The organism is Kocuria rhizosphaericola (assembly GCF_044462205.1).
Taxonomy (GTDB): Bacteria; Actinomycetota; Actinomycetes; order Actinomycetales; family Micrococcaceae; genus Kocuria; species Kocuria rhizosphaericola.
In genome coordinates, this window is sequence record NZ_JBISWK010000074.1 from 14,074 (window position 1) to 29,150 (window position 15,077).

A 15,077-nucleotide genomic window follows, 5' to 3' on the forward strand; every position below is an offset into this window, starting at 1 on the left:
GCCCCGCCGGCCAGGGTGATCACGCCGGTCCGGGCAGGAGGTCGCGGCTCTCGGCGAAGTGGCAGGCCGAGGGATGCCCCTGGCCGCGGTCCACGAGCTCCGGCACCTTCTCGGCGCAGACGTCCTGGGCCTTCCAGCAGCGCGTGCGGAAGCGGCAGCCGGAGGGCGGGTCCGCCGGGCTGGGGAGGTCGCCGCTGAGCATGATGCGCTCCCGCGACCCGCGCAGGGCGGGCTCGTGGATCGGCACGGCCGAGAGCAGGGCCTGCGTGTACGGGTGCGCGGCCTGCTCGTAGATCGCGTCCCGGTCCCCGGTCTCCACCACGCCGCCGAGGTACATCACGGCGACCCGGTCGCTGAGGTGGCGCACGACCGAGAGGGCGTGGGCGATGAACAGGAAGGACAGCCCGAACTCGTCCTGCAGGTCCTGCAGCAGGTTGATGACCTGGGCCTGGACGGACACGTCGAGGGCGGAGACGGGCTCGTCGCAGATGATCACCTCCGGGCGCAGGGCCAGCGCCCGGGCGATCCCGATGCGCTGGCGCTGGCCCCCGGAGAACTGGTGCGGATACCGGTTCGCGTAGTCGGCCCGCAGGCCCACGCGCTCCAGCAGCTCCCGCACCTGGGCTGCCCGGTCCTTGCGGGCCACGGAGTTGGGGTGCACCTCCCAGGCCTCGGCCACGATGTCGCCCACCGTCATGCGCGGGTTCAGGGAGGAGTACGGGTCCTGGAAGATGACCTGGACGTTGCGCCGGTACTCCCGCAGCTCGCGGGCGGACATCGCGGTGATGTCCCGGCCCTTGTACAGGATCTGCCCGGCCGTCGGCCGCTCCAGGCCCATCACGAGCTTGGCCACCGTGGACTTGCCCGAGCCGGACTCGCCGACCAGCCCCAGGGTCTCCCCCGGGTTCAGCGTCATGCTCACGCCGTCGACGGCGCGCACCTGGCCCACGGTCCGGCGGAGCACGATGCCCTGGGTGAGGGGGAAGTGCTTGGTGAGGTCGCGGAGCTCCAGCAGCGGGGCGTCCGTCGTCGTGGGCTGTGGCTCATTCATGCTCGAGCTCCTCGCTGTAGTGGCACGCGGCCGTCCTGCCCGGCAGGACCTCGCGCAGGACCGGGACGTCCGCCGAGCAGTCCTTGCCGGGCACCGCCGCCCGCCCGAAGCGCGCCATCGGGCAGCGCGGGTGGAAGGCGCAGCCGCTGGGGACGGCGGAGAGGTCCGGCGGGGTCCCGGTGACCGGGTTCAGCCGGTCGCCGTGGGACTCGAGGCTCGGCATCGACGCCATCAGACCCTTGGTGTACGGGTGCAGCGGCTCCGCCAGGACCTCGTCCACCGTGCCGTTCTCCACGATGCTGCCGGCGTACATCACGGCCACGCGGTCGGCGACCTCGTTGACCACGCCGAGGTCGTGGGTGATGAGGATCATCCCCATCCCGGTCTCGCGCTGCAGCTCCCTGAGCAGGTCCATGATCTGGGCCTGGACGGTGACGTCGAGCGCGGTGGTCGGCTCGTCGGCGATGAGGAGGTCCGGGTCCAGGGCGATCGCCATGGCGATCATGACGCGCTGGCGCATGCCCCCGGAGAACTGGTGCGGATAGGCGTCCACGCGCTCGCGGGCCGCGGGGATGCCCACGCGCTCCATCAGCTCGATGGCCTTCTCGCGGGCCTCGCCGCGGGAGGCCCCGCGGTGGACGCGGAACAGCTCGCCGATCTGGTGCCCCACGGTGAAGACGGGGTTGAGGGCGGACAGCGCGTCCTGGAAGACCATGGCGATCCCCGGGCCGCGGACCGCGCGCTGCTCCTTGCGGCTCATCGTCAGCAGGTCGTCCCCGCGGAACCTGATCTGCCCGCCGGTGATCCGCGCCGGGGGGATGTCGAGGATGCCCATGACGGCCTGGGCGCCGACGCTCTTGCCGGAGCCGGACTCGCCCACGACGGCGAGGGTCTCCCCGGCCCGGACGGAGTAGCTGATGCCGTTGACGGCGCGGACGGTGCGGCGGCGGGAGCGGAACTCCACGGCGAGGTCGTCGACCTCGAGGACGGCCGGCTCCGCGGGTGCGGGGGACGCCGGGGACGGGGCGGGTGCGGAGGAGGAGGTCATCGGCGCAGCTTCGGATCGAGGGCGTCGCGCAGCGCATCCCCCATGAGGATGAACGCGAGCACGGTCAGGGACAGGAAGAGCGACGGGAACAGGATCAGGTGCGGGGCGTCGCGGAGCCGGTTCTGGGCCGCGTTGATCTGCAGGCCCCAGGAGATCTCGGGCAGCTGCAGGCCGACGCCCAGGAAGGTCAGCGTCGCCTCGGAGGCGATGATCGTCCCCACGGCGATCGTGGAGTACACGAGCACGGGCGCCATGGCGTTGGGCAGGATGTGCTTGGTGATGATCCGGCCGGTGCGCGCACCGAGCGCGCGCGCCGCCTGCACGTAGTCGGCCTGCTTGACGCCGATGACGTTGGACCGGACCAGGCGCATCGCCGTCATCCAGCCGAACGCGATCAGCGCCAGGGAGACCTCGGGCACCCCGCGCTCGGGCAGCACGGACAGCAGGATGATCGCGCCCAGGATGAGCGGGAGACCGTAGAAGATGTCCGTGACCCGGGCCAGGAGCGAGTCGATCCAACCGCCGTAGTAGCCGGCCAGCGCGCCCACCACCACGCCGATGACCAGGGTGCCCAGGACGGCGAGGAAGCCGATGGACAGCGAGATGCGCGCGCCGTGCACCACATTGGCGTAGTAGTCGCACCCCTGGATGTCGTAGCCGAACGGCGCCCCGGGCTGCGGGCCGTCGCCCGAGCGGGCGAGGCTGCAGGCCCGTGGGTCCACCGAGGTGAAGATCTGCGGGGCCACTGCCATCACGGCGAAGGTCAGGAACAGCACCGCCCCCACGAGGAAGAACGGGTTGCGGCGCAGCTGGCGCCAGGCGTCCCGCCACAGGCCGGCCTGATCGACGTCGCCCGCGGCGGCCGCGGAGGCCAGCTCCTCGGCGCGGTCGTCGACGCGGTCCGAGAAGGACTCGCGGTGCACGCCCTCCTTGTGCGTCGGATCGCCGAGCGTTTCCGTGCGGGGCTCATTCATAGCGGATCCTCGGGTCGAGGGCGGCGTAGAGGACGTCGACCACCAGGTTGAAGAAGATGTAGAAGAAGACGAACAGCGTGACGATCCCGACGACGACGGCGCCCTCCTGTCGCAGCACCGCGTCGTAGACCGCCCGGCCCAGGCCGGGGATGTTGAACACCGACTCGGTCACGATGGCCCCGCCCAGCAGCGCGCCGAGGTCGGCGCCGATGAAGGTGACCACCGGGATGAGGCTGTTGCGCAGCGCGTGCTTGCCGACCACGGTGGTCTCGCTCAGGCCCTTGGCGCGTGCGGTGCGCACGTAGTCGCTCTGCAGGTTCTCCGCGAGACTCGTGCGGGTCAGCCGCGCCACGTAGGCGAGGGACAGGGCCGCGAGCACCAGCCCGGGCAGCACGTAGCTGTACCAGCCCTGCGTGATGCCCGCGATGGGGAACCAGCCGAGCCGGACGCCGAAGACGTACTGGGCGAGGAAGCCCAGCACGAAGACCGGGATGGACACGACGACCGTGGTCGAGACGAGCACCAGGTTGTCGAAGAACGATCCGCGCCGCAGGCCCGCGAGCACGCCGGCGAGGATGCCGATGAGGATCTCGAAGCCCACGGCCACGAGGGCCAGCCGGACGGTCACGGGCAGCCGGTCGAGGATCGTGTCCAGGACGGGCCTGCCCGAGAAGTCGGTGCCGAAGTCTCCCTGCGACAGACCGGCCAGGTACTTCAGGTACTGGATCAGCAGCGGGTCGTCGAGGTTGTACTCGGCGCGCAGCTGCGCCTGCACCGCCGCCGAGAGCGGGCGGTCCCCGCCCAGCGCTCGGATGGGATCGCCCGGCAGCGCGTAGACCATGGCGAAGATGAGCAGGGATGCGCCCAGCAGCACCGGGACGGTCAGCAGCAGGCGACGGAGGACGTACCGCCCCATGGGTCTCCTCGGGTGTGTGCGGAAAGGTGGCGCAGGGGTGCTGCGCGGGAGGGGTGCGCGGAGGTGGTGCGCGGACGAACGGACTCGGGGCGCCCCGGAGGGGACGCCCCGAGTCCGGGGCGGATCACTCCGCGGTGACGACGACGTCCTCGGCCTCGACGCGGCCGAAGGAGTTGACGTGGACGTCGCTGACCTTCTCCGAGTGCGCGTACTGGATGAGTCCGTAGAACAGCGGCGTCGCGGGCATGTCGGCGATCAGCATGTCCTCGGCCTTCTGGTACTCCTGGATCGCCGCGTCGATCGAGTCGGCGCTGTTGCCGGCCCGCAGCTGCGCGTCGAACGCCTCGTTGCTGTAGAACGTGGTGTTCGAGCCCGCCGGCGGCAGCGCGGCCGTCGTGTACAGGGGCCCGAGGAAGTTCTCCATGACCGGGTAGTCCATGATCCAGCCGGACCGGAACGGACCGGTCATGCCCTTCTCGTCCTGCAGGGGCAGGTACTCGGCGAACTGCAGGTCGCCGCGCAGCTGGTACTCGACGTCCAGGTTCTCGCGCAGCTGGTTGCCCACGGCCTGCATCCACTCCTCGTGGCCGGCGCCGGCGTTGAACCACAGGTCCACGGGCTCGGAGCGGTCGAAGCCGGCCTCGTCGAGGATCCGGTTGGCCTCCTCGACGTCGAGCTCGCAGGCCTCGCAGGCGTCCTCGCGGTAGCCGTCCACCACCGGGGAGACGAAGGACGCGGCCGGGGTGCGGGTGCCCTGGAAGATCGCATCGGTGATGGCCTGCCGGTCGATCGCCATCGAGAAGGCCTTGCGGACCTCCGGGTCGGCGAAGCGCTCGTCGTAGGTGGGGAAGCCCAGCGAGGTGATGTCGCCGCGGGGCTGGGTCCGGAAGCGCTCGCCGAACTGGTCCTCAGCGGAGGCGATGGCATCCGGGGGGATCTGGTCGACGACGTCGAGCGACCCGGCCTGCAGGTCGTTGTAGGCGGTGTTGATCTCGGTGTAGACGCGGTACTCCACGCCCGCCGCCTTGGCCGGCTCGTCGCCGCCGAACTCGTCGTAGCGGGTCAGGGTGATGCCCACGCCGTCCTGGAACGCCTCGTCCGCCTTGAAGGGCCCGTTGCCGATCGGCTGGTCGCCGAAGCCCTCGGGGTCGTCGAAGAACGCCTGGGGCATCGGGAAGAACGCGGTGTAGCCGGTGGTGGTGGGCCACTGGGCGTAGGGCTCCGCGAGGGTGACCTCGAAGGTCTGGTCGTCGATGACGCGCAGCCCCGACATCTCGGTGGCGGCGGGGCTCTGGCCCTCCTCCGCCTGCAGGTCCTCGTAGCCCTCGACATTGGCGAAGAAGTACGAGTTGCCCTGGGCGTTCTCGCTGTTGGCCACGTAGTTCCAGGTGTCCACGTAGCTCTGCGCGGTGACCGGGGTGCCGTCGTGGAAGGTCCAGCCGTCCTTGAGGTTGACGGTCCAGGTCTTCTGGTCCTCGGACTCGATGGACTCGGCGACCCCGGTGTAGACGGCCTCGTTGGTCTCCCGGTCGTACTCCACGAGCCCGGTCCAGAGCGAGTCGACGACCTGCCCGCCCTCGGTCTCGCTGGTGTTGCCCGGGATCAGCGGGTTCTCGGGCTCCCCGATGTACGCGCTGAAGGTGCCGCCCTCGTCGGCGGCGGCGTCGCCCGACCCGCCGTCGCCCCCACCGCACGCGGTAAGCAGCAACGATCCGGTCAGCACCACTGCCGTGCCCGCTATCCGCTTCGTTCTCATCGTTTCCTCCTGGGTCGATATGGGCCCGCCGGGAGTGCTGGGTTCGCAGTCCGAGGGGGACGGGGCCACGCCGGGGCGAGCACGGGGCTCGCGCGTCGTGGAGCACGAGGCTCCGGGCCCGACGTGACGGAGATCACCGTCCGCCGCGCCCAGGAAGAACCTATGTTCTCCGGTCGCGGGACGAGAGCAGACACGCCAGAAGAAACAGAAACCCCCGGTATCAGTTACCCAGCCGTAACGCCGCCGCCGCGGTCGGCCGTCCGTCTCCTCGGAGGGCGCTCGGAGAGGCCGGGCCGGTGCCGCCGGGAGCGCCGGCTCAGACGGCGGCGCCCAGCCCCCCGGGCGCGGGCCCCGCCCCGACCGGGGCGTCGGCAACGGCCAGCACGGAGCGCAACTCTGCCTCCTCCGTCGCGGACGCCTCGGCGAGGAGAGCGGAGGGAACGCCGTGCCGCGCCGCGCCGCGGATCTCGGCGTGCAGGGCAGCCACCGCCCGGTCCAGCACCCAGCGCGCCGACTCCAGGGCGCCGTCGAGGGGTGCGACGTCGAGGCCGACTCCCACCTCCTCGCCCGAGGCGGCGGCCTCGAGCACCTGGTCGAGCGCCCATTCGGCGGCCTCGACCTCCCCCGCGGCGGTGAAGACCCGCTGGAGGGGCCCGGGACGGTGGAAGCGGAGGCCGCCGTCCGGGTCGTCGCGGCCGGCCGCGACGGGGGGCTCCGGGGACCCCGGCAGGAGCGGGACGGGGACGACGTCGACCGACCGTGCCGTCGACTGCCGGGACAGTGCCTTGCTCATCATGGATCCTGCCTCGAGACCTGCTGCTGCGGCCCCGGACCCGCTCCCGTCGCGGGCCGGCGGGGACCTTCTCCCAGCGAACCAGCCAGCCCGGCGCACTTCCAGGGGTTGCCGGTGAACGCTCCGCCAACCCGTGCCCACCCGGACTGCCGGGCGGCTCCGTCCGCGTCCGTCACGGGCCCGCGGGACCCGGCGGGTCCGCCTCCTGCGACGGCACGTCCCCCGGGCTCGGGACACCGGGCTCAAGGGGCCTCTCGTACCAGATCAGCAGGACGGCCCACGCGACGGCCGTCAGCGGCACCGCCAGGACGGCGCCGACGATCCCGGCGAGGATGCCGCCGCCGGCGAGGGCCAGGAGCACCACCAGCGGGTGCAGGCTCAGGGCCTTGCCCATCACGATCGGCTGCAGCACCCTGCCGTCGAGCTGGTTGATGGCCACCACGACCGCGACCACGACCAGCGCGACCACGGGCCCGTTCGCGACCAGCGCCACCAGTGCCGCGAGGACGCCGATCAGCGCGGCGCCCACGATCGGCACGAACCCGCCCAGGAAGATGAGGACGGCCAGAGGCAGGGCCAGTGGCACCCGCAGGATCAGCAGCGTGGCCCCGATGACGACCGCCTCCAGGAGGGCGACCACCGCGGTCCCGCGGACGTAGTTGCCGAGCACCTGGAGCGTGGTGGTCCCCGAGCGCAGCAGCTTGTCCCGGTGCTCCCCGCGGAAGGGACGCAGGAAGAACTCCCACATCCGCCCGCCGTCCTTGAGGAAGTAGAAGAGGATGACCGCCACGAGCACGACCCCCGTGACGACCTCCGCGGCGGCCGAGATGCCCAGCAGCGCCTCGACGCGGAACCGACTGCTCGTCGCGAACTCCACGACGGAGGTGATGCCGTCGTCGAGGGCCTGCTGGCCGATCGGGATCGGCCCCGACACGATGAAGGCCCGCAGCCGCTCCAGCCCGGCCACCCCGGCCGTCACCAGCTCGTCCCACTCGCTGCGCACGGCGAAGACGATGCCGGTGACCACACCGCCGAGCACGAGCACCGCCGCGAGGAAGGTGATCCAGGTGGCCAGCGAACCGCGCACGCCGTGCCGGTGCAGGTACCGGACGACCGGGTGGAGCGCCGCCGCCAGGATGAGGGCGATCATCAACGGGATGACGATGAGCTTGAGCCGGATCAGGCCGTAGACGACGATCACCACCGCGACCAGCAGGACGATCAGCTGCCCGGCACGGATGGAGGCCCGGCCGAGGGCGTCGGCCCACAGCGCGCTTCGGCGCAAACCGCTGCTGGTGCGCGAACCCGCCATCGGAACCAGTCCTCGTGAGATGCCCCTGATGTCCCGCTTCCATGATGCGCCCGGCCCGGCCGATCGCCAAGCAGCCCGGGACCTGCCCCCACACCGCCCGCGGACCCCTCCCCCGCGAACCGCCATACCCGCTGTGACCTGCGACAACGCCTGCCCGAGAAGTGGACAGAAACTGATCCGGCTCCTAGGGTCGAAGGGGCCCGAGGAGGATTCGGGACCGCCTCCGCACCGGGCTCCCCACCCCGGTGCACGGACGTCCGCACCGGTCCCGCCCCCGGGACCGGCCGGGCGCCCCACCCCGGCCGATCGGATCCCCGCGAGCCGCCCCCGTCCACGCGCACCCCCTGCACCCCCGCGCACGGCCCGCCGGTCCCCGCCGGCAGCGGTCACGCCCCCGCGCCCCGCCCCCCGGAGAACCCATGAGCCGAACGTCCGAAGCCCCCGCCGCCGGCACGACCCGCACGACCGGCGCGGCGCCCGTCCGCAGACCCCGCCTCGTCGCCGTTGACGCCGCCCGCGGCCTGGCACTGATCGGCATGATCGCGGTCCACATCCTGCCCGTCCACGACCCCGAGACCTTCGAGCCCACCCTGCAGTGGAGCCTGTTCGGCGGGCGCGCCGCGGCGCTGTTCGCGCTGCTGGCCGGGCTGAGCCTGGCGTTCTCCTCGGGCGGGCGCGCCCCGCACCAGGGCCGGGCCCTCGCCGCCATCCGCGCCGGGCTGGTGGTCCGGGCCCTGCTCATCACGTCGGTCGGCCTGGCGATCAACCAGGTCATGCCGTCGCCGGCGCCCGCGCTGGGCATCCTCGTCTACTACGGCGCGTTCTTCCTGCTCGCCGTCCCGCTGCTGGGCCTGCGGCGCCGCACGCTGGCCGCCGGTGCGGCGGTCTTCGCGGTCCTGGGCCCCGTGCTCGTGCACGTCCTCGGCCCGGCCCTGCCCCAGCCCGCGGTCGTCAACCCCACCCTCGGCAGCGTGCTCGCGGATCCCGGCGCCACCCTGGCCCAGGTGCTGCTGACCGGGACCTACCCGGCCGTGCCCTATCTGACCTACCTCTGCGCCGGTCTGCTCCTCGGCCGGACCGATCTGCACGAGGCCGTGGTGCGGGTCCGGATCGCCGTGACCGGCGTGGTCCTGGCGCTCGGCGCGTGGTTCGTCTACTGGGTGCTGGTCCTGCAGGCCGGCGGCTACGACCAGCTGATGCGGCACACCCCGTGGCTGAGCGAGGACCAGATCGACGAGATCATCGTCTGGGGCCCGGACCCCGACCTGCCCACCTCCACCTGGTGGTGGCTGCTCACCCCCGGCCCGCACAGCAACACCCCGGTGACCCTGCTGATGGATCTGGGCACCGGCCTGGCCGTGCTGGGGCTCTTCCTGCTCGTCGCGCGCCCGAACCGGCTGTGGACCACGCTGGGGGCCATGGGCGGGCGCACCCTGACCCTGTACTCGGCCCACCTGCTCGCGCTGGCCACGACGGTCCACTACGACGACCGCCTGCTCTGGTTCGCCGTGCACGTGGTCGTGGCCGCGGCCTTCGCCGTGCTGTGGCAGAGGACGTTCGGCCAGGGCCCCCTCGAGCGGGGCGTCACGGCCGCCGTCCGCGGCACCCGCCGCCTGGTGCTCGGCGCCCCCGCCCGGACGGTGGGGTCCGAGCGGGCCTAGAGGGTCCTGCGCGCCGGCCGGCGTGCGCGCACGCGACACCCCACCGGTGTGGCCCCTGCCACACGGCGGCCCGGCGGGCTATGCTCCTCCCATGGCAAGATTCAGTCCTCTGGAGTGGCCGGTCCTCCGTCAGATCCGCTCGGGCGACCTTCTCGGTCGCGGCCCGGCGGTGACGTCGGAGCGCACCCGGGCGACAGCCCCGCGCACGAGCACCGCCGACCGGGTCGTACAGAGTGTGTGCCCGTACTGCGCGGTCGGCTGCGGCCAGCGGGTCTACGTCAAGGACGAGAAGGTCGTCCAGATCGAGGGCGACCCCGACTCGCCGATCTCCCGCGGCCGCCTGTGCCCGAAGGGCTCGGCCAGCGAGCAGCTGGTCAACGCGCCCGGCCGGCAGACCGAGGTCCTCTACCGCGCGCCCCGGGCCACCGAGTGGCAGCGGCTGGACCTCGACACCGCCGTCGACATGGTGGTCGACCGCGTCCTCGAGGCCCGGCGCAACGGGTGGCAGGACGCCGACGAGCAGGGCCGGTCGCTGCGCCGCACGATGGGCTTCGCCTCCCTGGGCGGCGCGACGCTGGACAACGAAGAGAACTACCTGATCAAGAAGCTCTTCACCGCCGCGGGAGCGATCCAGATCGAGAACCAGGCCCGTATTTGACACTCCTCGACGGTTCCCAGTCTGGGAGCCTCGTTCGGACGTGGCGGCGCCACGCAGTCCCTGCAGGACATGGCCAACGCCGACTGCATCGTCATCCAGGGCTCCAACATGGCCGAGTGCCACCCGGTGGGCTACCAGTGGGTGACTGAGGCCAAGGCCCGCGGCGCGAGGGTCATCCACGTGGACCCGCGCTTCACCCGCACGTCCGCCGTCGCCGACAAGCACGTCCCGATCCGGGCCGGGTCGGACATCGTCCTGCTCGGGGCGCTGATCAACCACGTGCTGGCCCAGGACCTGTGGTTCGAGGAGTACGTGCGCGCCTACACCAACGCGGCCACGATCGTGAACGAGGACTACCGTGACGCCGAGGACCTCGACGGCCTGTTCTCCGGGTTCGACCCGGAGACCGGCCAGTACGACATGTCGTCGTGGGCCTACGACGAGAACGAGGACGGCTCCGGGGACGACGACGGCCAGGTGGACGCGCCCGCGGGCGACCCCGAGGACGCGGCCGAGGCGGTGGACGAGGCCGCCGGCCAGCAGCTCGGCAGCGGCGGCGCCCCGATGGAGCACGCCCGCATGAAGCGCGACGACACCCTGCAGGACCCCCGGACGGTGTTCCAGATCCTCAAGCGGCACTACACGCGCTACACCCCGGAGATGGTGCAGGAGGTCTGCGGCATCGACCCCGAGGACTTCGCGTACCTGGCCCGCTCCATCACCGAGAACTCCGGGCGCGAGCGGACCACGTGCTTCGCCTACGCGGTCGGCTGGACGCAGCACAGCCTGGGCGCGCAGTACATCCGCACCGCCGCGATCCTGCAGCTGCTGCTGGGCAACATGGGCCGCCCCGGCGGCGGGATCATGGCCCTGCGCGGGCACGCCAGCATCCAGGGCTCGACCGACATCCCGACGCTGTTCAACCTGCTGCCCGGCTACCTGCCGATGCCGGTGGCCGGCACCCACGACACGTTCGACGACTACCTGGCCGCGATCGCGTCGAAGAAGCAGAAGGGCTACTGGACCGAGGCCGACGCCTACACGACGAGCCTGCTCAAGGCCTGGTGGGGGGACGCGGCCACCGCGGACAACGACTGGGCCTACGACTACCTGCCGCGCCTCACCGGCGCCCACGGCACCTTCCAGACGCTGACGAGCATGCTCGACGACGAGGTGGAGGGCTACTTCCTGCTCGGCCAGAACCCGGCCGTGGGATCCTCCAACGGCCGGATGCAGCGCACGGCCATGTCCCACCTCAAGTGGCTGGTGGTGCGCGACCTCAACCTCATCGAGTCGGCGACCTGGTGGAAGGACGGCCCGGAGATCGCCTCGGGCGAGCTGCGCACCGAGGACATCGAGACCGAGGTGTTCTTCCTGCCCGCGGCCACGCACGTGGAGAAGTCGGGCACGTTCACGCAGACCCAGCGGCTGCTGCAGTGGCGCCACCAGGCCGTGGCGCCGCCGGGCGAGTGCCAGAGCGAGCTGCAGTTCTTCTTCGAGCTGGGCCGGCGGATCCGGGAGCGGCTGGCCGGGTCCGACGACGAGCGCGACCGTCCGCTGCTCGACCTCACCTGGGACTACCCCGTCGACGAGCACGGCGAGCCGGACCCCGAGGCAGTGCTCGCAGAGATCAACGGCCGCCACCTCACCGGCCCGGACGCCGGGCGCCCGCTGTCCTCGTACACCGAGATGCGCGCGGACGGCTCGACCTCCGGCGGCTGCTGGATCTACACCGGGGTCTACGCCGACGGCGTCAACCACGCGGCCGCCCGCACCCCAGGCCAGGAGCAGGGACCCAGCGCCCCGGACTGGGGCTGGGCGTGGCCGGCCAACCGCCGGATCCTCTACAACCGCGCCTCAGCCGATCCCGAGGGCAGGCCGTGGAGCGAGCGCAAGAAGTTCGTCTGGTGGGACGAGGAGCAGAACCGGTGGGTCGGGGACGACGTACCCGACTTCCCGCTCCACCTCGCCCCGGGCACGCGCCCCGACCCCGACACCGGGGGTGCGGCCGCGCTGGCCGGTGACGACCCGTTCATCATGCAGGCCGACGGCAAGGGCTGGCTGTTCGCGCCCAAGGGCGTGCTGGACGGACCGCTGCCCACGCACTACGAGCCGCAGGAGTCACCGGTCGCCAACGCCCTGTACACCCAGCAGCGCAACCCCTCCCGGGTGCTGTTCGCCCGCGAGGACAACCTCAGCGCCCCGAGCGCCGGGACCCCGGGGGCGGACGTGTACCCCTACGTGTTCACCACCTACCGGCTCACCGAGCACCACACCGCCGGCGGCATGAGCCGCTGGCTGCCGTACCTCTCGGAGCTGCAGCCGGAGATGTTCTGCGAGGTCTCCCCCGAGCTGGCCGCCGAGTGCGGGCTGGAGCCGTACGGCTGGGCCACGATCGTCTCGCCCCGGGCGGCGATCGAGGTCCGGGTGCTCGTCACCGACCGGATGACCCCGCTCGTGGTGCGCGGACAAACCGTGCACCAGATCGGGCTCCCGTACCACTGGGGCGTGGGCGACGACGCCGTGGTCAGCGGCGACTCCGCCAACGACCTGCTGGGCCTGACGCTGGAGCCCAACGTGCAGATCCAGGACTCCAAGGTGGGCTCGTGCCACATCCGCCCGGGCCGCCGGCCGCGGGGTCCCGAGCTGCTCGACCTGGTCCTGGAGTACCAGTCGCGCGCGGGCGCCACCGTGGAGACCGGCAACACCCGGATCGACCGGCCCGGCGGCTCGCCGGGCCCCGATCGGACCACCGACCCGACCACCGACCCGACCACCGACCCGACGAGGGAGACCTAGATGGGCCAGCTGGCCGGACCGACCGACCCCGCCGCCGACGCGAACTGGGAGCACCAGCACGCGCGGAAGGGCTTCTTCACGGACACCTCGATCTGCATCGGGTGCAAGGCCTGCGAGGTGGCCTGCAAGGAGTGGAACGACAACCCCCAGGACGGGGATCTCCGGCTGCTCGAGTCCTCCTACGACAACACCGGTTCCCTGGGCGCCAGCACCTGGCGGCACGTGGCGTTCGTCGAGCAGGACGGCGAGCGCATCGAGGAGGCCCGCGAGTCCGGGCGCAAGCTCGTGAGCCTGGGCATGCCGCGCGTCGGCCCGCCCGAGGCGCGCCCGCAGCCGGCGTCCGAGGACACCACCCCACCGGACACCCCGGAGTTCCGCTGGCTGATGTCCTCCGACGTCTGCAAGCACTGCACGCACGCCGGGTGCCTCGACGTGTGTCCCACCGGGGCGCTGTTCCGCACCGAGCACGGCACCGTGGTGGTGCAGGACGACGTGTGCAACGGGTGCGGCACCTGCGTGGCGGGCTGCCCGTTCGGCGTGATCGAGCGGCGCACCGACGGCACGGCAGCGCCCCGGACGAAGCGGGACGGGCAGCCGGGGAAGCCCGAGGTGCCGAACGTGGGCGTCGCCCAGAAGTGCACCCTGTGCTACGACCGGATGGTGGACGACCAGACGCCCGCGTGCGCGCAGACCTGCCCGACGACGTCGATCAAGTACGGCGAGCACGAGGACATGGTGGACCAGGCCCGGCACCGGGTCGCCGAGATGCACGCCCAGGGCCGCACGGAGGCCAGGCTCTACGGCGCCAACGAGCTCGACGGCGTCGGCGGCACCGGGTCGGTGTTCCTGCTGCTCGACGAGCCGGAGGTCTACGGGCTCCCGCCCGACCCGCGGGTGCCGACCGCGGACCTGCCCCGGATGTACCAGCGGGCCGGTCTGGCCGCGGCGGGCATGCTCGCCGCCGCCGCCGTGGCCTTCGCGGGAGGCCGCTCGTGAGCCTCTCCGAGTTCGACAGCTACCGTCCGCCCGAGCCGCCGCGACGCCGCCGCCGGGACGGTCCACGACGACGGGGCGCCGGGCAGGGCGGAGGCGGTGACGGCTCCCGTGAGATGCCGATGGTCCCGGAGCCGGATTTCGGCTCCTACTACGGGCGCCCGGTGGTCAAGCCGGCGCCCTGGGGCCACGAGGTCGCCGCGTACCTGTTCCTCGGCGGCGTGGCCGGCGGGTCGGCCCTGCTCGCGCTCGGCGCTCAGCTCACCGGCCGGGAGGAGCTGCGCCGCAACGCCCGGCTGGGCTCGGTGACCGCCCTCGGTCTCGGCGGGGCGGCCCTGGTCGCGGATCTCGGGCGCCCGGAGCGCTTCCTGCACATGCTGCGCACGTTCAAGCCGACCTCCCCGATGAGCATGGGCACGTGGATCCTCAGCGCGTTCGGGGCCGGCATGGGGACCGCGGTCGCGGCCGAGGTCGACCGGATGACCGGGTCCCGCCTGCCACTGGGCCCGCTGCGCCCGGTGTTGCGCGCCGTGGAGGGACCCGCCGGGATCGAGGCGGCCGTCCTCGCCGGCCCGCTGGCCGCCTACACCGCGGTCCTGCTCTCCGACACGGCCACTCCCACGTGGAACGCCGCCCGCGAGGACCTGGCGTTCGTCTTCGTGAGCTCGGCGAGCCTCGCCTCGGGCGGTCTGGCGATGGTCACGACGTCGGTCGGTCAGGCCGGCCCCGCCCGGCGGCTCGCCGTGCTGGGCGTGGCGGGAGAACTGATCGCCACCAAGGTGATGGAGCGCCGGATGGACCCGGTGGCGGCGGAGCCGCTGCACCACGGCCAGCCCGGGGTCATGCTGGCGTGGAGCGAGCGGCTGGCGGTCGCCGGCGGTCTCGGTACGCTGCTGGGCGGACGGCACCGGGCCGTCGCTGCGGTCTCGGGGCTGGCGCTGCTGGCCTCGTCGGCCCTGACCCGGTTCGCCGTGCTGGAGGCCGGTATGCACTCGGCCGAGGATCCGCGCTACACGATCGAGCCGCAGAAGGCGCGGCTGGCCGCGCGTCGCGCCGCCGGGATCACCGACGACTCGATCACCACGGCCGGCTGACCACCCGGCGCCGCCCCGGAGC

General features: G+C 72.5%; 11 protein-coding genes. 4 read left to right on the forward strand and 7 right to left on the reverse strand.

Annotated features, from left to right (window positions below; all coding sequences use genetic code 11):
* Positions 1-19: 19 nt before the first annotated feature.
* The 7 genes from ACH9D2_RS07650 to ACH9D2_RS07680 all read right to left on the reverse strand — a co-directional run bounded on the left by ACH9D2_RS07650 (position 20) and on the right by ACH9D2_RS07680 (position 7,850).
* Positions 20-1,051: a dipeptide ABC transporter ATP-binding protein gene (locus tag ACH9D2_RS07650; RefSeq protein WP_396362243.1), complete on the reverse strand. Its 1,032-nt coding sequence runs from the start codon at positions 1,049-1,051 to the stop codon at positions 20-22.
* Positions 1,044-2,099: an oligopeptide/dipeptide ABC transporter ATP-binding protein gene (locus tag ACH9D2_RS07655; RefSeq protein WP_396362244.1), complete on the reverse strand. Its 1,056-nt coding sequence runs from the start codon at positions 2,097-2,099 to the stop codon at positions 1,044-1,046. Before ACH9D2_RS07655 ends, ACH9D2_RS07650 begins: the two co-directional genes overlap by 8 nt.
* Positions 2,096-3,073: an ABC transporter permease subunit gene (locus ACH9D2_RS07660; RefSeq protein WP_396362246.1), complete on the reverse strand. Its 978-nt coding sequence runs from the start codon at positions 3,071-3,073 to the stop codon at positions 2,096-2,098. The genes ACH9D2_RS07655 and ACH9D2_RS07660 overlap by 4 nt, the downstream gene beginning before the upstream one ends.
* Positions 3,066-3,989 (reverse strand): ABC transporter permease subunit, encoded by a 924-nt coding sequence (locus ACH9D2_RS07665; protein ID WP_396362247.1) that lies wholly within the window; start codon positions 3,987-3,989, stop codon positions 3,066-3,068. The genes ACH9D2_RS07660 and ACH9D2_RS07665 overlap by 8 nt, the downstream gene beginning before the upstream one ends.
* Positions 3,990-4,113: 124 nt before the next feature.
* Entirely contained in the window at positions 4,114-5,745 is a 1,632-nt protein-coding gene (locus ACH9D2_RS07670) for a peptide ABC transporter substrate-binding protein (RefSeq protein WP_396362248.1), read from the reverse strand.
* A 316-nt stretch (positions 5,746-6,061) separates the two neighbouring features.
* Entirely contained in the window at positions 6,062-6,538 is a 477-nt protein-coding gene (locus tag ACH9D2_RS07675; protein ID WP_396362249.1) for a hypothetical protein, read from the reverse strand.
* Between the two features lie 172 nt (positions 6,539-6,710).
* Entirely contained in the window at positions 6,711-7,850 is a 1,140-nt protein-coding gene (locus tag ACH9D2_RS07680; RefSeq protein ID WP_396362250.1) for an AI-2E family transporter, read from the reverse strand.
* Positions 7,851-8,269: 419 nt separating this feature from the next.
* On the opposite strand from ACH9D2_RS07680, the gene ACH9D2_RS07685 reads away from it, so the two are divergent.
* From ACH9D2_RS07685 to nrfD, 4 genes are all read left to right on the forward strand, one after another.
* Positions 8,270-9,511, forward strand: a complete 1,242-nt coding sequence (locus tag ACH9D2_RS07685) for a heparan-alpha-glucosaminide N-acetyltransferase domain-containing protein (RefSeq protein WP_396362251.1) — start codon at positions 8,270-8,272, stop codon at positions 9,509-9,511.
* Positions 9,512-9,602: 91 nt separating this feature from the next.
* On the forward strand, positions 9,603-12,968 hold the full coding sequence (gene fdh / locus ACH9D2_RS07690; RefSeq protein ID WP_396362252.1) for a formate dehydrogenase: 3,366 nt from the start codon (positions 9,603-9,605) through the stop codon (positions 12,966-12,968).
* The gene (locus ACH9D2_RS07695; protein ID WP_396362253.1) at positions 12,969-13,964 is read left to right on the forward strand and encodes a 4Fe-4S dicluster domain-containing protein; all 996 of its coding nucleotides are present in this window, start codon (positions 12,969-12,971) and stop codon (positions 13,962-13,964) included.
* Positions 13,961-15,055 (forward strand): NrfD/PsrC family molybdoenzyme membrane anchor subunit, encoded by a 1,095-nt coding sequence (nrfD, locus tag ACH9D2_RS07700; protein ID WP_396362254.1) that lies wholly within the window; start codon positions 13,961-13,963, stop codon positions 15,053-15,055. The genes ACH9D2_RS07695 and nrfD overlap by 4 nt, the downstream gene beginning before the upstream one ends.
* Positions 15,056-15,077: the final 22 nt, after the last annotated feature.